At 70.4% G+C, this 16,809-nt stretch carries 17 protein-coding genes; 14 read left to right on the top strand and 3 right to left on the bottom strand.

Annotated elements, in window-relative coordinates:
* Positions 1-309, top strand: a 309-nt coding sequence (locus MOJ79_RS08725) for a hypothetical protein (RefSeq protein WP_241923804.1), incomplete at its 5' end; no start/stop codon positions are given.
* Positions 310-469: 160 nt separating this feature from the next.
* On the opposite strand, the gene MOJ79_RS08720 is transcribed toward MOJ79_RS08725, so the two are convergent.
* Entirely contained in the window at positions 470-1,174 is a 705-nt protein-coding gene (locus MOJ79_RS08720; protein ID WP_241923803.1) for a DUF6781 family protein, read from the bottom strand.
* A 72-nt stretch (positions 1,175-1,246) separates the two neighbouring features.
* The gene (gene sbcB / locus MOJ79_RS08715; RefSeq protein WP_241923802.1) at positions 1,247-2,695 is read right to left on the bottom strand and encodes an exodeoxyribonuclease I; all 1,449 of its coding nucleotides are present in this window, start codon (positions 2,693-2,695) and stop codon (positions 1,247-1,249) included.
* An 80-nt stretch (positions 2,696-2,775) separates the two neighbouring features.
* Here sbcB and serC point away from each other — a divergent pair, with 80 nt between their 5' ends.
* The 5 genes from serC to MOJ79_RS08690 all read left to right on the top strand — a co-directional run bounded on the left by serC (position 2,776) and on the right by MOJ79_RS08690 (position 8,416).
* Positions 2,776-3,858 (top strand): 3-phosphoserine/phosphohydroxythreonine transaminase, encoded by a 1,083-nt coding sequence (serC, locus tag MOJ79_RS08710; RefSeq protein ID WP_241923801.1) that lies wholly within the window; start codon positions 2,776-2,778, stop codon positions 3,856-3,858.
* Positions 3,851-5,050, top strand: a complete 1,200-nt coding sequence (locus MOJ79_RS08705; protein WP_241923800.1) for a phosphoglycerate dehydrogenase — start codon at positions 3,851-3,853, stop codon at positions 5,048-5,050. The genes serC and MOJ79_RS08705 overlap by 8 nt, the downstream gene beginning before the upstream one ends.
* A gap of 5 nt (positions 5,051-5,055) precedes the next feature.
* Positions 5,056-6,195 carry an acyl-CoA dehydrogenase family protein gene (locus MOJ79_RS08700; protein ID WP_241923799.1) on the top strand — a complete coding sequence of 380 codons (1,140 nt, stop codon included), beginning with the start codon at positions 5,056-5,058 and terminating at the stop codon, positions 6,193-6,195.
* Complete coding sequence (locus tag MOJ79_RS08695) at positions 6,196-7,167, top strand: crotonase/enoyl-CoA hydratase family protein (protein WP_241923798.1); 972 nt, start codon at positions 6,196-6,198, stop codon at positions 7,165-7,167.
* Between the two features lie 82 nt (positions 7,168-7,249).
* Positions 7,250-8,416 (top strand): MBL fold metallo-hydrolase, encoded by a 1,167-nt coding sequence (locus MOJ79_RS08690; RefSeq protein ID WP_241923797.1) that lies wholly within the window; start codon positions 7,250-7,252, stop codon positions 8,414-8,416.
* 9 nt (positions 8,417-8,425) lie between these two features.
* Here the strand turns inward: MOJ79_RS08690 and MOJ79_RS08685 are convergent, their stop codons facing one another.
* Positions 8,426-9,208, bottom strand: a complete 783-nt coding sequence (locus tag MOJ79_RS08685; RefSeq protein WP_119286295.1) for a crotonase/enoyl-CoA hydratase family protein — start codon at positions 9,206-9,208, stop codon at positions 8,426-8,428.
* 116 nt (positions 9,209-9,324) lie between these two features.
* Between MOJ79_RS08685 and MOJ79_RS08680 the strand changes: the two genes are divergently transcribed.
* The 8 genes from MOJ79_RS08680 (at position 9,325) to MOJ79_RS08645 (ending at position 16,745) form a co-directional block, all read left to right on the top strand.
* Positions 9,325-10,200, top strand: coding sequence for a branched-chain amino acid ABC transporter permease (locus MOJ79_RS08680; protein WP_241923796.1), 876 nt, complete (start codon positions 9,325-9,327; stop codon positions 10,198-10,200).
* Between the two features lie 6 nt (positions 10,201-10,206).
* On the top strand, positions 10,207-11,283 hold the full coding sequence (locus MOJ79_RS08675) for a branched-chain amino acid ABC transporter permease (protein WP_241923795.1): 1,077 nt from the start codon (positions 10,207-10,209) through the stop codon (positions 11,281-11,283).
* Positions 11,284-11,285: 2 nt separating this feature from the next.
* On the top strand, positions 11,286-12,083 hold the full coding sequence (locus MOJ79_RS08670; RefSeq protein ID WP_241923794.1) for an ABC transporter ATP-binding protein: 798 nt from the start codon (positions 11,286-11,288) through the stop codon (positions 12,081-12,083).
* A complete protein-coding gene (locus MOJ79_RS08665) occupies positions 12,080-12,856 on the top strand; it encodes an ABC transporter ATP-binding protein (protein WP_241923793.1) in 777 nt (258 codons plus the stop codon). Before MOJ79_RS08670 ends, MOJ79_RS08665 begins: the two co-directional genes overlap by 4 nt.
* 4 nt (positions 12,857-12,860) lie before the next feature.
* Positions 12,861-14,729, top strand: coding sequence for an AMP-dependent synthetase/ligase (locus tag MOJ79_RS08660; RefSeq protein ID WP_241923792.1), 1,869 nt, complete (start codon positions 12,861-12,863; stop codon positions 14,727-14,729).
* A gap of 21 nt (positions 14,730-14,750) precedes the next feature.
* Positions 14,751-15,917 (top strand): ABC transporter substrate-binding protein, encoded by a 1,167-nt coding sequence (locus tag MOJ79_RS08655; RefSeq protein WP_241923791.1) that lies wholly within the window; start codon positions 14,751-14,753, stop codon positions 15,915-15,917.
* Between the two features lie 160 nt (positions 15,918-16,077).
* Positions 16,078-16,323, top strand: a complete 246-nt coding sequence (locus MOJ79_RS08650) for an AbrB/MazE/SpoVT family DNA-binding domain-containing protein (RefSeq protein ID WP_119286311.1) — start codon at positions 16,078-16,080, stop codon at positions 16,321-16,323.
* Complete coding sequence (locus MOJ79_RS08645; RefSeq protein WP_119286313.1) at positions 16,323-16,745, top strand: type II toxin-antitoxin system VapC family toxin; 423 nt, start codon at positions 16,323-16,325, stop codon at positions 16,743-16,745. The genes MOJ79_RS08650 and MOJ79_RS08645 overlap by 1 nt, the downstream gene beginning before the upstream one ends.
* The last annotated feature ends 64 nt before the right edge of the window (positions 16,746-16,809 follow it).

Below are 16,809 nucleotides of genomic sequence, written 5' to 3'. Positions count from 1 at the left end.
GTCGGCAACCAGGTCTACGGCACGACGCAGGCGAGCTACGGCGGCGGCCAGGGCGTGCAGCTGTGGACGCTCGACCTCGGCGCCGGCCCCGCCGGCTCGCAGGCCAACTTCTACGCCTCGCTCGCGAATCCGGCGGCCAACGACTACTTCTACGGCCAGTTCGACCAGATCTTCGTCGTCGACGACGATGGCGCAGGCTCGTCGCCGCCCGGCGGCACCGTGCCGCTGCCGGCGACTTCGTGGTTGCTGGCGCTGGGGCTGGCGGCCAGCACCTTCACGACCCGCCGCGCTCGCCGCCATCGCGCCTGAGCGCCCCTCGAGCCGGCGTCGACCGGCCGTTGCCGTCTTCGGCGGGGCGCCGCCACGGTGCCATGACGACCCGAGCGGGCCGAGGTCCTGCTGGCCAGACGGTCGACGCGTGCGGCAACGCGTGGCCAGGCGCTGTACGCCGGCCGTCGAACGCGGGTGCTCAGGACTTGCGACGCGAAGCGGCCTTCGGTTCGGTAGGCGCCGATGCCTTCCCCTGGCGCAGCGCGTCCGACATGCCGATCAACACGCCGCTGACCATCGCCGCGTAGCTCTCGGCCAGGGCCTGCGCCGCGCGCAGGCCGGCGCGGCGAGACTCGCGCGCCGCACCCTGCATCTGCGCGACCATCTGCTCGATGGCCTCCACCGTCTTGGCGGCCTGGCCGCCGGCCAGCGTGCCGCCGGCTTGCATCTTCTCGAGCACCTGCTGCCACGGTCCGGCCAGCGGCGCGCCGGCGCCCTCGGCACCCTTCTTCACCGCGGCGATCAGCGTGACCTCAATCTTGTCGAGGTCGTCGAGCGCCTTCTTCAGGTGCTTGTCGCGCAGGTCGGCGCCTTGTGCGAGCAGCTGCTGCAGCGCGACGCGGTTCGCGTCGACGGCCTTCAGCAGCGCGTCGTCCATGCCGGCCACGGCCTGGTCGAGCAGCGGCGCGACGTCGGCACCGAGCGGGTTCTTCGCCAGCCCGGCGCCGGCCGCATCGGTCACGGTCTTGAGCACCTGGCGGATGTTCTTCAGCGTCAGCTCGCGCCCCTGCAGCGCCGCCAGCGTGGCCTGGCCGACCGCCTGGCGCAGCTGGTCGGACTGCTTGGCCGTCGCCGACTCGAACATCGTGATCAGGGCGTCGGCGTCGAACGCGGGCTTGCTCATCGAATCTCCTCGGGGCGGGGGCGTGCGGTCCGCAATGCTCGCACCGGCTGCGCGAATGCACAAGCGCGCCGCTCACGCGGGCGGTGCCACCTGCTCGCCCCAGTCGGACAGCGCCTCGAGAATCGCCATCGCGCGCGCGTCGTCGGCGTGATCGTCGGCCAGCGCGTCGATGCGCTCCTGGTACGCCGCCAGCGTCAGCGCGCCGCCCGCCCCGTCGTACAGCCGCTGCGCGCAATGCCGTTCCCAGCGCCGGCGCTCGTCGGCGTCGAGCGTCGCGGGGAAGTTGCGCGCGCGCCAGCGCCACACCAGTTCGTCGAGGCGCGGGTCGTCGAACGCCGGGCGACGGTGTGCCAGCTCGTCGGCCGGCAGCGCGCGCAGCCGCTCGAGTGCACGGCGGTCGGCGTCGCCGACGAAGCCACCGTACAGGTCCTCGTCGACGTCGAGCGGCTCGCCGCGCTCGGGGCGCGCGAACACGTCGGGCCACAGGCCGGCGAGCGACGGTGCGAGCCGCTGCGCCTCGCGCAGGTGGCGCTCGACGCGCGTGCCGTCGACGCCCCAGCGCTCGGCCATCGCCGGCGTCAGCACCTTCGGGTTGCCGATCACGACAGGCGCGCGGTTCAGGTGGATCGTCTTCAGCGGCAGCCGCTCGATGCCGTCGGGCAGTTCGTCGCTGCGCGTGAACAGGCGCGCGCGGACCTCGCCGGCGTCGAGACCGGCCAGGCGCTGCGGGTCTTCGGCGAGGTCCCAGACGATGACCTCGTTGCGGTTCGTCGGGTGTGGCGCCAGCGGCCACACGAGCGCCAGGCAGCCGCGCTCGACCGGGTAGCGCCCCGAGACGTGCAGCAGCGGCACGCCGGCGCGCTGCGCGGCGGCGATCTCGTCGGTCACCGCCTGCTTGCCGCGGCGCGCGAGCAGGAAGTCCCACAGCCTGCGCTTGCGCGTGCGCAGCAGGCGCGCGAGCGCGATCGTCGCGCGCACGTCGCTCAGTGCATCGTGCGCCGACGCGTGCGCGAGGCCGTTGGCGGCGGTCAGCTTCTCGAGGCGGAAGCTCGGCCGGCCGTCGTCGCCCGTCGGCCACACGATGCCCTCGGGGCGCAGCGCGTAGGCGCAGCGCACGACGTCGAGCAGGTCCCAGCGCCCGCAGCCGTTCTTCCACTCGCGCGCATACGGGTCGCGCAGCGTGCGCCAGAACAGGAAGCGCGTGACCTCGTCGTCGAAGCGGATCGAGTTGTAGCCGACGCCGACCGTGTCCGGCGCCGCGAGCTCGGCCTCGACGACGGCGGCGAAGTCGTGCTCGCTCACCCCGTGCTCGAGCGCGTGTTGCGGCGTGATGCCGGTCAGCAGGCAGCTCTCGGGGTCGGGCAGGCAGTCCGGTGCCGGGCGGCAGTACTGCATCACCGGCGGCGCGATCTCGTTGAGTTCGGCGTCGGTGCGCACGCCGGCGAACTGCGCGGGGCGGTCGCGGCGCGGGTCGCGGCCGAAGGTCTCGTAGTCGTGCCAGAAGAAGGTGAACGCGTCCATCGGGTGCACGATAACGCAGCGCCTGCGGGGCTTCGGCTAAGCTTGCCGCCCTGCTCCCTTCCCGTGCCCCGGAGACCCCGATGACCCGCGCGATCAACTTCAGCGCCGGCCCCGCCGCGCTGCCCGAACCGGTGCTGCAGCGTGCCGCTGCCGAGATGCTCGACTGGCACGGCTCGGGCATGTCGGTGATGGAGATGAGCCACCGCGGCAAGGAGTACATGGCGATCCACGCGCAGGCCGAGGCCGACCTGCGCGAGCTGATGGCGATTCCCGCGAACTACAAGGTGCTGTTCATGCAGGGCGGCGCGATCGCGCAGAACGCGATCGTGCCGATGAACCTGCTGCGCGGGCGCACGAGCGCCGACTACGTGCACACCGGCGAGTGGTCGAAGAAGTCGATCCAGGAGGCCCGCAAGTACTGCGAGGTGCGCATCGCCGCCACCGCCGAGGCGAGCCGCTTCACGCACGTGCCGCCGCGCGCCGAGTGGCAGCTCGACCCCAACGCCGCCTACGTGCACATCTGCGCGAACGAGACGATCGGCGGCGTCGAGTACCACTGGACGCCCGACACCGGCGACGTGCCGCTGGTGGCCGACATGTCGAGCAACATCCTCTCGCGCCCGGTCGACGTGAGCCGCTACGGCCTGATCTATGCCGGCGCACAGAAGAACATCGGCCCGGCGGGGCTGACGATCGTGATCGTGCGCGACGACCTGATCGGCCAGGCGCTGCCGATCACGCCGTCGGTGTTCGACTACAAGCAGCTCGCCGACAACGACTCGATGCTCAACACGCCGCCGACCTACGCGATCTACATCGCCGGCCTCGTGTTCCAGTGGCTCAAGGACCAGGGCGGCCTCGACGCGATCGCCGCGCACAACGAGCGCAAGGCCGCGCTGCTGTACGACTTCCTCGACGCGAGCAGCTTCTACGTCAGCCCGGTCGCGAAGGCCGACCGCTCGCGGATGAACGTGCCGTTCAGGCTGAAGGACGAGTCGCTCGACGAGGCGTTCCTGAAGGGCGCGCAGGAGCGCGGCATGGTGCAGCTCAAGGGCCACCGCTCGGTCGGCGGCATGCGCGCGTCGATCTACAACGCGATGCCGATCGAGGGCGTGCAGGCGCTGGTCGACTACATGAAGGAGTTCGAGGCGCGCCATGGCTGAAGGCCGGGCGGCACGCCTGCGCGTGCGCGTGCTCAACCAGATCTCGGCGCACGGCCTCGAGCGCCTGCCACCCGAGCGCTACGAGGTCGGCCGGGACCTCGCCGACCCCGACGCGATCCTGCTGCGCTCGGCCGACCTGCACCACGCGCCGATCCCCGCCAGCGTCCAGGCGATCGCGCGCGCCGGCGCTGGCACCAACAACATCCCGGTCGCGGCGATGAGCGCGCGCGGCGTGCCGGTGTTCAACGCGCCGGGCGCCAACGCCAACGCGGTCAAGGAGCTCGTGCTTGCCGGCATGCTGATCGCGGCGCGCAACCTCGCGCCGGCGCTGCGTTTCGTCGCCGCACTCGACCCTGTGGCGCCCGACCTCGAGAAGACCGTCGAGGACGGCAAGAAGGCCTTCGCCGGCTTCGAACTCGCCGGGCGCACGCTGGGCATCGTCGGGCTGGGCCGGATCGGCTGCCTCGTCGCCGACGCCGCGATCCGCCTCGGCATGGACGTGCTGGGCTACGACCCGCACATCACGGTCGACGCGGCGTGGAGCCTGCCGTCGCAGGTCAGGAAGGCCGCCAGCGTCGCCGACGTGCTCAAGCACGCGCACTTCGTCACGCTGCACGTGCCGCTCGCGGAGTCGACGCGGCACCTGGTCAATGCCGACAACGTCGCGCTGATGAAGCGCGGGGCCGTGCTGCTGAACTTTTCGCGCGAGGGCGTCGTCGACGACGCGGCTGTCGTCGCCGCGCTCGAGCGCAAGGCGCTGCACGCCTACGTCTGCGACTTCCCGAACGCGACGCTGCACGGCCGCGAGCGCGTCGTCGCGCTGCCGCACCTGGGGGCTTCGACGCACGAGGCCGAGGAAAACTGCGCGCGCATGGTGATCGACCAGCTGCGCGCGTACCTCGAGCACGGCCAGGTCGAGCACGCGGTCAACTTCCCGAGCGTCACGATGGCGCGCGAGTCGCCGTGGCGCGTGGCGATCGCCAACGCCAACGTGCCGAACATGCTCGGCCAGATCTCGACGGCGATGGCGCGCGCGGGGCTGAACATCCACAACATGGTCAACAAGTCGCGCGGCGAGATGGCCTACACGCTCGTCGACGTCGACAGCCCCGTCACCGACGCGGTGCTCGCCGAGCTGCGGCGCATCGACGGCGTGCTGTCGGTGCGCTATCTGCCCGACGCCTCGGCCTGACCGGCGTGGACGCCGCGACCCTCGACGACTTTCGCGCCGGCGTGCGCCGCTTCGTCGAGCGCGAGGTGGCGCCGCACGTCGACGCGTGGGACGAGGCCGGCGAATTCCCGCGCGAGCTGTACCGGCGCGCTGCCGCGCTCGGTCTGCTCGGACTGGGCTACCCCGAGGCGCTCGGCGGCACGCCGTGCGACTTCGCGACGCGGCTGGTCGCCGTCGAGGAAATCGCGCGCGCCGGCAGTGGCGGGCTGCTCGCGAGCCTGTTTTCGCACAACATCGCGCTGCCGCCGATCCTGGCGGCCGGCAGCGCCGGGCTGCAGCGGCGCGTGATCGCGCCGGTGCTCGCCGGCGAGGAGATCGCCGCGCTGGCCGTCACCGAGCCGGGTGGCGGCTCCGACGTCGCGCAGCTGCGCACCACCGCGCGGCGCGACGGCGACGCGTACGTGATCGACGGCGAGAAGGTGTTCATCACGTCGGGGATGCGCGCCGACTGGCTGACGGTGGCGGTGCGCACCGGTGGGCCGGGCGCCGGCGGCATCTCGCTGCTCGCGGTGCCGGGCGACGCGCCGGGACTGACCCGCACGCCGCTGAAGAAGATGGGCTGGTGGTGCAGCGACACGGCGCACCTGCGCTTCGACGGCGTGCGCGTGCCTGCCGACCACCTGATCGGCGCCGAGCACGGCGGCTTTCGCCTGATCATGGAGAACTTCAACGGCGAGCGCCTCGTGCTCGCCGCCGGTGCCGTCGCGTTCGCGCAGGTCGCGTACGACGAGGCGCTCGACTGGGCGCGCCAGCGCCGCACCTTCGGCCGCACGCTCGTCGAGCACCAGGCGGTGCGCCACAAGCTGATGGACATGCGCACGCGCATCGTCGCCAGCCGCGCGCTGCTCGCCGACGTCACGCGCCGGCTCGATGCCGCCGGCAGCCGCCCCGACGCCGAGACGGTCGCCGACCTGTGCCTGCTGAAGAACGACGCCACGCGCACGATGCAGCACTGCGCCGATGCCGCGGTGCAGATCCTCGGCGGCATGGGCTACATGCGCGGCACGAAGAGCGAGCGCATCTACCGCGAAGTCAAGGTGATGACGATCGGCGGCGGCACCGACGAGATCATGAAGGAGCTGGCGGCGCGCCAGCTGGGGGTCTGAATGCCACGCTTCTCGACGCTGAAGCTCGCGGTGCGCGGGCGCATCGCGACGATCACGCTGAACCGCCCCGAGCGGCTCAACGCAATCGACGACCGCATGCCCGGCGAGATCGAGGCGGCCGTGGCCGCCGCCAACGACGACGCGCGCGTGCACGCCATCGTGCTGCAAGGCGCGGGCAGCGCGTTCTGCGCCGGCTACGACCTGAAGTTCTACGCCGAGCACGCGCACGCGGCGAACCAGCCGATGCCGTGGCAGCCGATGCACGACTACAAGCTGATGAAGAAGAACACCGAGCAGTTCATGAGCCTGTGGAAGAGCCACAAGCCGACGATCTGCAAGGTGCACGGCTACGCGGTGGCCGGCGGCAGCGACATCGCGCTCGCCTGCGACCTGCTCGTGATGGCCGACGACGCGAAGATCGGCTACATGCCGGCGCGCGTGTGGGGCTGCCCGACGACGGCGATGTGGGTCTACCGCCTTGGCGCGATGCGCGCCAAGCGGCTGCTGTTCACCGGCGACCTGATCGACGGGCGCACTGCCGCCGAGTGGGGGCTGGCAACGCTCGCGGTGCCGGCGGCCGAACTCGACGCGGCGACGACGCAGCTCGCCGAACGCATCGCCGGTGTGCCCACCGCGCAGCTGATGATGCAGAAACTCGTGATCAACCAGGCCGTCGAGGCGATGGGGCTCGAGCAGACGCAGGTGTTGGCGACGCTGTTCGACGGCATCACGCGCCACTCGCCCGAGGGCGTGTGGTTTCGCCGCTATGCCGAGGCCCACGGCTTCCCGGCCGCGGTCGAGTGGCGCGACTCGGGACGGCCGCTGCCCGAACTGCCCCCGGGCGACGTCGGCGACGCGCACATGGCGCCGCCGGCAGCGCGCAATGCGCGCTCGGCGTGGTCGCGCGACGTCACCGGCAAGCGTCGCGCGGCACCGGCACCGGCGCAGGGACCGAAGCGACCGCGCCGCTGAGGCCTGCGCGAGGCGCGCGTGACATCCGGCGCCGGTGTCCCGTAGCATCCGTCGCACACCCCAACGAGACGAGGAGACTGCGATGACCGACCGTGCCCTGCCTCACGACGACTACCTCGCCAGCGCCGGTCGGCGGCGACTGCTGCGCGCCGGCGCCGGCTCGCTGACGGCGCTGGCCGCCGGCGGCCTGTTCGGCGGCCGCGTCGCGGTCGCGCAGGCGGTCGACAAGCCCGCCGACATCCCGGTCGTCGACCGCGTCGCGATCCGCGTCGTCACCGACTCGTACCACCACGCGTTCGAGCCGCCGCGCACCCTCGGCTCGCTGCAGGTGCAGCGCCTGGGCTTCGCCGTCGCGCCGCGCACGCCGCCGCGGCGCACGCTGCAAAACGAGTGGGGACTGTCGCTGCACGTCGAGTCGGCGCGCGGCGACGAGACGCGGCAGGTGCTGCTCGACTTCGGCTACACCCCCGAGGCGCTGCTGAACAACCTGCTGCTGTGCGGCATCGATGCGTCGAAGCTCGATGCGATCGCGCTCAGCCACGGCCACTTCGACCACTTCGGGGGCATGGTCGGCTTCTTGGAAGCAAACCGCGGCAAGCTGAAGGCGGGGCTGCCGTTCTATCTCGGCAGCGAGGAGTGCTTCTGCACGCGCGAGCTCAACGTGCCCGGGGAGGCCGGCAGCTTCGGCGCCCTCGACCGCGACGCAATCCGCCACGCCGGGCTGACGGTGACCTTCGCCGAGCGTCCGTCGGTGCTGGCCTCGCACGGCTTCACGACGGGCACGATCCCGCGCGCGTCGTTCGAGCGCGTGCTCGCGCCGACGCGCATGACGGTGGGCATGCAAGGCGCGCTCGGCTGCGCGCCGGAGCGCCTGCCCGAGGCCAAGCGCGCGCTGACCACGGCCGTGCCCGACGACTTCGAGCACGAGCAGGCGATCGCGTACCACCTGCGCGGCCGCGGCCTCGTCGTGATGACGTCGTGCGGCCACCGCGGCATCGTCAACTCGGTGCGCAAGGCGATGCAGGTCGCGGGCACCGACAAGGTGCACGCGATCCTCGGCGGCTTCCACCTCGCGCCGCACGCGCCCGAGTACCAGCGCCAGACGCTGGCCGAGCTCAAGGCGATCAACCCCGACTTCCTGATCCCGATGCACTGCTCGGGCGAAGCCTTCATCGCGATGGTGCAGGCCGAGATGCCCGAGCGCTTCGTGCGCTCGTCGACCGGCACGCGCTTCATCTTCAGCGCGTAGCCGCCGCACTCAGGCCGGCCGCCCGTGGCGCCCGGCCCCGCCGGCGAAGCGCGCTGCCCCCTCGCGGCTCTCGCCCGACGCGAGCGTCGCCATCCCGAGCGCGAACTCGTGCGCGAGCGCGTCGCGCAGCGGCAGGCCGGCCTGCGCCTTGACGCTCGCCAGATCCGAGCGCAGGCAGGTCTGCGGCAGGGCGGCGAGTTCGCGCGCGAGCGCGAGCGCGGCGTCGAGCGCCGTCTGGCCCGGCGCGGCGCGGCGCGTGGCCAGCCCGATCGCCATCGCCTCGTCGGCGTCGACGGCGCGGCCGGTGAGGATCAGGTCGAGCGCCCGGCTCTCGCCGATCAGCCGCGGCAGGCGCACCGTGCCGCCGTCGATCAGCGGCACGCCCCAGCGGCGGCAGAACACACCGAAGACGGCGCTGTCGTCGACGACGCGCAGGTCGCACCACAGCGCGAGCTCGAAGCCCCCGGCCACCGCGTGGCCGCTGACGGCGGCGATCACGGGTTTGGTCAGCACGAGCCGCGTCGGCCCCATCGGGCCGTCGGCGTCGAGGTCGTCCTCGAGCGGGTTCATCCGCTCGCCGCCTTCGGCGACCGCCTTCAGGTCGGCCCCGGCACAGAAGTGGCCTCCGGCACCGGCGAGCACCGCGACACGCGCGTCGGCGTCGGCGTCGAACGCGCGCAACGCCGCCGCGAGCGCGCGCGCCGTCGGGCCATCGACGGCATTGCGCGCCGCGGGCCGCTGCAGCGTGACGGTCCACACGGGGCCGTCGCGGGTGATGCCCACTGTCTCCATCGTGACACCTCCTCGGGCGTTCTTGCGGGTTTCCTCGCGCACGACAAGCGCAAGCCTTTCGCTACAAATGCGCGGTTTCGTTCAGGTCATTGTCGATCGGTCTCCCGGGGTTCGTCTTGCAGGTCCTGCAGGTTCTGGTCAGCGGCATCGCGCAAGGCTGCATCTACGGTCTGATCGCGCTGGGCTTCGTGCTCATCTACAAGGCCACCGAAGCGGTGAGCTTCGCGCAGGGCGACCTGATGATGCTCGGTGCCTTCCTCGGCCTGGCGGCGCTGACGGTGCTGGGCTTCCCGTTCTGGATCACGGTGCCGGCCGTGATCGCTGCGATGGGGCTGTTCGGCCTCGCGATCGAGCGCGTCGTGATCCGGCCCATCCTCGGCCAGCCCACGTTCTCGATCGTGATGCTGACGATCGGCGTCGGCTACGTCGCGCGCGGCGCGATCACGATGATCCCGGGCATCGGCACCGACACGCACACGCTGCCGGTGCCGTACAAGGACGCCGTCGTGCCGGTCGGCGGCGTCGTGCTGGCGGTCGAGCAGCTCGTCGTGATCGCCGTCACCGGGCTGCTGTGCCTCGTGCTGTACCTGATGTTCAGCCGCAGCAAGGTCGGCATCGCGATGCAGGCGGCGTCGCAGAACCAGCTCGCCGCGTACTACATGGGCATCCCGGTCAAGAAGCTCAACGGCGTCGTCTGGGCGCTCGCGGCGATGGTCGCGGCGGTGGCCGGGCTGCTGCTGGCGCCGATCACGTTCGTGCACGCCAACATGGGCTTCATCGGCCTGAAGGCGTTCCCGGCGGCAGTCGTCGGCGGCTTCGGCAGCCTGCCCGGTGCAATCGTCGGCGGGCTGATCATCGGCGTCGTCGAGTCGCTGGCCGGCTTCTACCTGCCCGAGGGCTTCAAGGACGTCGCGGCCTACGTCGTCGTACTCTTGATGCTGATGATCAAGCCCAACGGCCTGTTCGGCGAGAACCTCAGAAAGAAGGTGTAGCGGGCGATGCGCTTCATCTTCAAGACCAGCTACGACCAGGACATCCGCCTGGCCAAGCACGGCGGGCACCGATTCTGGTACGGCCTGCTGCTCGCCGCGCTGGTGACGGCGCCGTGGTGGCTCGAGTCGTACGGCCTCGCGCAGCTGACCTTCATCCTGATCTACGGCATCGTCGGCCTCGGGCTGATGCTGCTCGCCGGCTTCACCGGGCTGTTCTCGATCGGGCACGCGGCGTTCCTCGGCGTCGGCGCGTACACGCAGGCGGTGCTCGCCGCGCAGGGCTGGCCGTTCCCGCTGTCGCTGGCGGCTGCCGCCGGCCTGTCGGCCGCGGTCGGTGCCGTCGTCGGGCTGCCGGCGCTGCGCGTCAAAGGGATCTACCTCGGCATCGCGACGCTGGCCTTCGGTTTCATCGTCGAGGAGGTGCTCGCGCGCTGGGAGAGCGTCACCGGCGGCAACGCCGGGCTGATGGTCGGCCAGCCGCAGATGTTCGGCTGGGTGGCCGACAGCGGCGAGACGTTCTATTTCCTCTGCCTCGTGATCACGGTGGCCTGTACGCTGGCGGTGCTCAACCTGCTGCGCAGCCCCACCGGCCGCGCGTTCGTCGCGATCCGCGACAGCGAGATCTCGGCGCAAAGCATGGGCATCCACCTCGCGTACTACAAGACGCTGAGCTTCGCGATCAGCGCCGCGCTGGCCGGCATCGGCGGGGCGCTGTACGCGCACGCGATCCGCTTCCTGAGCCCGGACCAGTTCAACATCATCGCGTCGATCGACCTGCTGCTGATGGTCGTCATCGGCGGGCTCGGCAGCGTGCACGGCGCCTTCCTCGGCGCGATCTTCCTGATCGGCATGCCGCAGGCGATCAGCGCCTTCAAGGACGTGCTGCCCGCCACGATCGCACAAGCGCCGGGGCTGAAGGCGGTGATCTACGGCGCGGTGCTGATCGCGTTCGTGCTGTTCGAGCCGATGGGCCTGTACGGCCGCTGGCTGAAGATCCGCACGTGGTTCCAGCTCTTCCCCTTCTACCGCAAGGGCCTGTTCAAGCGGCAGAAGGCGTTCCAGAAGTCCGACCGGCTGCGCTAGCGATGCAGGACGTGCTGCTCTCGGCGAAGAACCTGCAAGTGCGCTTCGGCGGCGTGCTGGCGGTCAACGACGTCAGCTTCGACGTGCGCCGCGGCGAGGTGTTCACGCTGATCGGCCCCAACGGCGCCGGCAAGACGACGGTGTTCAACCTGATCAGCCGCATCTACACGCCCACCGCCGGCGCGATCGCGTTCGAGGGGCAGGACCTGCTCGCGGTGCCGCCGCACAAGATCGCGCCGCTGGGCATCGCGCGCACGTTCCAGAACATCGAGCTGTTCGAGCACGCGACGGTGCTGCAGAACCTGCTGATCGGGCGCCACGTGCACCGCACGAGCGGTCTGTGGAGCGAGATGCTGTTCCTGCCGAAGGTGCGCGCCGCCGAGCGCGCGACGCGCGAGAAGGTCGAGGAGGTGATCGACTTCCTCGACCTGCAGCACTACCGCGACACGATGGTCGCCGGGCTGCCGTACGGCGTGCGCAAGGTCGTCGAGCTCGCGCGCGCACTGGCCACTGGGCCGAAGCTGCTGCTGCTCGACGAGCCGTCGTCGGGGCTGAACGTCGAGGAGACCGGCGACATGGCGTTCTGGATCCAGGACATCGTCGACGACCTCGGCATCACGGTGCTGATGGTCGAGCACGACATGGGGCTGGTCTCGCGCGTGTCGGACCGCGTGCTCGCGATGAACCAGGGCGAGGTGCTCGCGCTCGGCACGCCGGCCGAGGTGCAGTCGCACCCGGGCGTCGTCGAGGCCTACCTCGGCACCGCCGACGACGCGTCGTCGCTGCGGAGAGTCAGATGACGGCCGAGGTCATCCTCAAGCTCAGCAACGTCGAGAGCGCCTACGGCCCGATCAAGGCGATCCGCGGCGTGAGCCTGCAGGTCGAGCGCGGCCAGATCGCGACCGTGCTCGGCAGCAACGGCGCGGGCAAGACGACGATCCTGAAGACGATCAGCGGCATCATCGACCCGCGCAAGGGCACGGTCGAGTTCAAGGGCATGAACATCACCGCGCAGGACCCGGCGTTCATCGTGCAGCAGGGCCTCGTGCACGTGCCCGAGGGGCGCGAGGTGTTCCCGCTGCTGTCGGTACACGACAACCTGCTGATGGGCGCCTACACGCGCACCGACCGCGACGCGGTCGCGCGCGACATGGAGGCGGTGTACCGCTACTTCCCGATCCTCAAGGAGCGCGAGAAGCAGGACGCCGGGCTGCTGTCGGGCGGGCAGCAGCAGATGCTGGCGATCAGCCGCGCGCTGATGGCCGCGCCCGAGCTGATGCTGCTCGACGAGCCGAGCCTGGGCCTGAGTCCGAAGCTGACGAAGGAGATTTTCGAGATCATCGTGCGCATCAACCGCGAGCGCGGCACGACGATGCTGCTCGTCGAGCAGAACGCCAACATGGCGCTCAACGCCGCCGACTACGGCTACGTGCTCGAGAACGGCCGCATCGTGATGGAAGACACCTGCGAGCGCCTGCGCGAGAAGGAGGACATCAAGGAGTTCTACCTGGGCATGAAGGAGGCCGGCGCGCGCGGCGAGCGGCGCTGGAAGAAGAAGAAGACGTGGCGGTGAGCGCATGAGCAACCTGTGGGACCTGAGCCACATCCAGCCGCGCACCGACATCGTCGTGCCCGGCGAGACGATCCCCGAGGTGTTCTGGAACGCCGTGCGGCAGCGCGGCGACGCGGTGTGGCTGCGCGAGAAGCACCTCGGGCTGTGGCGCGCGTGGACGTGGAACGACACCGGCCGCGCGGTGCGCGAGGTCGCGATGGGCCTGGCCGCGCTCGGCTTCGAGCCCGGCGACACGGCGTCGATCCTGTCGAACACCGTCGTCGAGTGGGTGCTGGCGGACCTCGGCATCCTCAGCGCCGGCGGCGTCTCGAACGGCATCTACCCGACCGACTCGCCGAGCCAGGTGCAGTACCTGTGCGAGGACTCGGCGACGTCGATCCTCTTCGTCGAAGACGAGGAGCAGCTCGACAAGGCACTCGAGGTGCGCGAGCGGCTGCCGCGGCTGAAGAAGATCGTCGTCTTCGACATGGAGGGGCTGCACCGCTTCGAGGACCCGATGGTCGTCAGCTTCGACGTGCTGCGCAGCATGGGCCGCGAGCACGACCGCGCGCACCCGGGGCTGTTCGACGCGCACCTCAGGAGCCGCCGTCCCGAGGACCTCGCGATCCTGATCTACACCTCGGGCACCACCGGCAAGCCCAAGGGCGCGATGCATGCGCACAAGAGCCTGGTCTACACGATGCGCGGCTACAACACGCTGATCGCGCAGGACGAGCGCGACGAGCGCATGTGCTTCCTGCCGCTGTGCCACGTCGCCGAGCGGCTGGGCGGCGAGTACTTTTCGATGTACACCGGCTCGAAGCTGAACTTCGTCGAAAACCCCGACACGGTGCCCGAGAACGTGCGCGAGATCGCGCCCACCGTGTTCGTCGCCGTGCCGCGCGTGTGGGAGAAGTTCTACTCGGCGGTGACGATCGCGCTGTCGGAGTCGACGAAGCTGCAGCAGGCCGCCTACGCCTGGGCCATCGGCGTCGGGCGGCGCATCGCCGACCTGGTGCTCGCCGGCCGGCCGGTGCCGGCGACGCTGAAGCTGCAGTTCCGGCTCGCGCGACTGCTCGTGCTCGACAACGTGCGCAAGCTGATCGGCATCCACCGCTCGCGCTTTCTCGTCACCGGCGCGGCGCCGATCTCGCCCGAGCTGGTGCGCTGGTACCTCTCGCTCGGCGTGCCGATGCTCGAAGTGTGGGGACAGACCGAGTCGGGCGGCGCGTCGACCGGGATGCCCGCGTGGAAGATCAAGCCCGGCTCGATCGGGCCGGCGTGCAGCTACAACGAGGTGCGGGTCGACCCGGCCACCGGCGAGCTGCTGATCCGCGGCCCCAACGTCTTCATGGGCTACCTGAACCAGCCCGAGAAGACGGCCGAGACGATCGACGCCGACGGCTGGCTGCACACCGGTGACGTCGGCACCGTCGACGACGAAGGGTTCTTCCGCATCACGGACCGGATGAAGGACATCATCATCACGGCCGGGGGCAAGAACATCACGCCCAGCGAGATCGAAAACGAGCTGAAATTCTCGCCGTACATCACCGACGCGGTGGTGATCGGCGACCGGCGCCCGTACCTGACGGTACTGATCATGATCGACCAGGAGAACGTCGAGAAGTACGCGCAGGACCACGACGTGCCGTTCTCGAACTATGCGAGCCTGACGCGCGCGCGCGAGGTGCAGGAGCTGATCCAGCGCGAGATCGACAAGGTCAACGCCAAGTTCGCGCGCGTCGAGCAGATCAAGGCGTTCCGCCTGATCGAGACGCAGCTCACCGCCGAGGACGAGGAACTGACCCCGACGATGAAGCTCAAACGGCGGTTCGTGCAGCAGAAGTACGCCCCGCTGATCGAGTCGATGTACGGCAACGGCCGCAGCTAGCGGCACTCAAGGAGACGACGCATGAAACACACCCTCACCGCCCTGGCGCTGGTCGTCGCGGCGCCGCTGGCCCTGGCGCAGGCGACGCAGGGCGTCAGCAAGAACGAGATCGTGATCGGCTCGATCCAGGACCTGTCGGGGCCGATCGCCGGATTCGGCAAGCAGGTGCGCCTGGGCATGATGCTGCGCGTCGACGAGGCCAACGAGCAGGGCGGCGTCAACGGCCGCAAGCTGCGCCTGATCGTCGAGGACTCGGCCTACGACCCGCGCAAGGCCGTGCTCGCGGCGCAGAAGCTCGTCAACCAGGACAAGGTGTTCGCCGTCGTCGGCCACATCGGCACGGCGCAGAACATGGCGGCGATGCCGGTGCAGTTCGAGAAGAACGTCCTCAACTTCTTCCCCGTGACCGCGGCGCGGCAGATGTACGAGCCGTTCCACCGGCTGAAGTATTCGTTCGCGGCGCCGTACTACGACCAGATGCTGATCGCCGCGCCGATGCTGTACAAGCAGAAGAACGCGACCAAGGCCTGCACGATGTACCAGGACGACGAGTTCGGCCTGGAAGTCATGCGCGGTGCCGAGGACGGCCTGAAGACGATCGGCGTCACGCTCGCCGAGAAGACGACCTACAAGCGCGGCGCGACCGACTTCTCGAGCCAGGTCGCGCGCATGAAGGCCGCCGGCTGCGACTTCGTCGTGCTCGGCACCATCATCCGCGAGACGATCGGTGCGATCGCCGAGGCGCGCAAGACCGGCTTCAACCCGACCTTCCTCGGCTCGAGCGCCGCCTACACCGACCTGATCCACAAGCTCGGCGGCAAGGCGATGGACGGGCTGTACGCGACGATGACGGTGCAGCACCCGTACCTCGACGACACGTCGCGCGAGATCAGCTTCTGGGCCAACAAGTACAAGACCAAGTTCAACGAGGACCCGACGGTGTTCTCGGTCTACGGCTACAACGCGGTCGACGCCTTCATCCGCGCCGCGACCAAGGCCGGCCCGAACCTGACGACCGACAGCTTCATCAAGGCGATGGACTCGATGACGATCCCGCCCGACATCTTCGGCAGTGCCGAGATGACGTTCAGCCCGACGAAGCGCCTGGGCAGCAACGCGACGCGGCTGTCGCAGCTGCAGGACGCGCGCTGGAAGGTCGTCAGCGACTACATGACGCCGAAGAAGTGAGATGCCGTGACGCGCGCGGGTGCCGCGCTGCGTCGACGTTCGCAAGCCGCCTGCGGGCGGCTTTTTCGTGCCCGCGCCCCGCCGCGGTGGCTCGACGGTGGATCCGCATCCGCAGGATCGGGTATGTATACTGGATACATACTTCACCGCACATGCCGTCATGGAAGCCACCGTCGCCGAACGCGGCCAGATCACGCTGCCCAAGGCCGTGCGCGACGCGCTCGGCCTGACCAAGGGCACCAAGCTCAAGGTCGAGCTCGACGGCAGCCGCATCATCCTGCGCAAGGAGGTCGACGATGCGCTGTCGCGCCTGCGCGGTCGCTTCCGGCTGCCGCCGGGCGTGACCACCGACGACGTGATGCGCGAGCTGCGCGGCCGCGCCCCCGGCGACCCGGCCGACACCTGATGATCGCCGTCGACTCCCCGGTGCTGATCGACCTGCTCGGCGGCGACGCCCGCGCCGAGGCGGCCGAGGAGAGCCTGCGCGACGCGCTCGCGCGCGGCCCCGTCGTCGTGTGCGACGTCGTCGTCAGCGAAGTCGTCAGCGGCCTCGGTTACGGCGCCGAACTGCTCGACACGCTCGAGCAGGCCGGCATCACGTTCTCGCCGATCGAGGCGCGCGCGGCCGTGCGCGCCGGCGAGATGCAGCGCCGCTACAAGGAGCGCCGCAAGGCCGCCGGACTGCCCGCCGCCGGCCCGCGCACCGTGCCCGATTTCCTGATCGGCGCGCACGCGCTGCTGCAGTGCAATGGCCTGATCACGCGCGACGCCAGTTTCTTCCGCGACTACTTCAAGGGCCTCAAAGTCATCGTGCCGCAAGGTGCGTGACCGACGATCGCCACGCGCCGGCCCAACGCCCCCATTCCGCACCGCAACCCCCTCCGAAGCCAAG

This window comes from Calidifontimicrobium sp. SYSU G02091, from assembly GCF_022631395.1.
In the GTDB taxonomy this organism is placed as follows: domain Bacteria; phylum Pseudomonadota; class Gammaproteobacteria; order Burkholderiales; family Burkholderiaceae_C; genus Calidifontimicrobium; species Calidifontimicrobium sediminis.
Note: the sequence above shows the minus strand (reverse complement) of the source record. Positions and strands in the feature narration are given on the sequence as shown.

Bases quoted from the DNA above. Each gene is read 5' to 3' on its own strand.
- MOJ79_RS08720 (WP_241923803.1), bottom strand. From the start codon at position 1,174: ATGAGCAAGCCCGCGTTCGACGCCGACGCCCTGATCACGATGTTCGAG.
- sbcB (WP_241923802.1), bottom strand. From the start codon at position 2,695: ATGGACGCGTTCACCTTCTTCTGGCACGACTACGAGACCTTCGGCCGC.
- serC (WP_241923801.1), top strand. From the start codon at position 2,776: ATGACCCGCGCGATCAACTTCAGCGCCGGCCCCGCCGCGCTGCCCGAA.
- MOJ79_RS08705 (WP_241923800.1), top strand. From the start codon at position 3,851: ATGGCTGAAGGCCGGGCGGCACGCCTGCGCGTGCGCGTGCTCAACCAG.
- MOJ79_RS08695 (WP_241923798.1), top strand. From the start codon at position 6,196: ATGCCACGCTTCTCGACGCTGAAGCTCGCGGTGCGCGGGCGCATCGCG.
- MOJ79_RS08690 (WP_241923797.1), top strand. From the start codon at position 7,250: ATGACCGACCGTGCCCTGCCTCACGACGACTACCTCGCCAGCGCCGGT.
- MOJ79_RS08685 (WP_119286295.1), bottom strand. From the start codon at position 9,208: ATGGAGACAGTGGGCATCACCCGCGACGGCCCCGTGTGGACCGTCACG.
- MOJ79_RS08675 (WP_241923795.1), top strand. From the start codon at position 10,207: ATGCGCTTCATCTTCAAGACCAGCTACGACCAGGACATCCGCCTGGCC.
- MOJ79_RS08670 (WP_241923794.1), top strand. From the start codon at position 11,286: ATGCAGGACGTGCTGCTCTCGGCGAAGAACCTGCAAGTGCGCTTCGGC.
- MOJ79_RS08665 (WP_241923793.1), top strand. From the start codon at position 12,080: ATGACGGCCGAGGTCATCCTCAAGCTCAGCAACGTCGAGAGCGCCTAC.
- MOJ79_RS08660 (WP_241923792.1), top strand. From the start codon at position 12,861: ATGAGCAACCTGTGGGACCTGAGCCACATCCAGCCGCGCACCGACATC.
- MOJ79_RS08655 (WP_241923791.1), top strand. From the start codon at position 14,751: ATGAAACACACCCTCACCGCCCTGGCGCTGGTCGTCGCGGCGCCGCTG.
- MOJ79_RS08650 (WP_119286311.1), top strand. From the start codon at position 16,078: ATGGAAGCCACCGTCGCCGAACGCGGCCAGATCACGCTGCCCAAGGCC.
- MOJ79_RS08645 (WP_119286313.1), top strand. From the start codon at position 16,323: ATGATCGCCGTCGACTCCCCGGTGCTGATCGACCTGCTCGGCGGCGAC.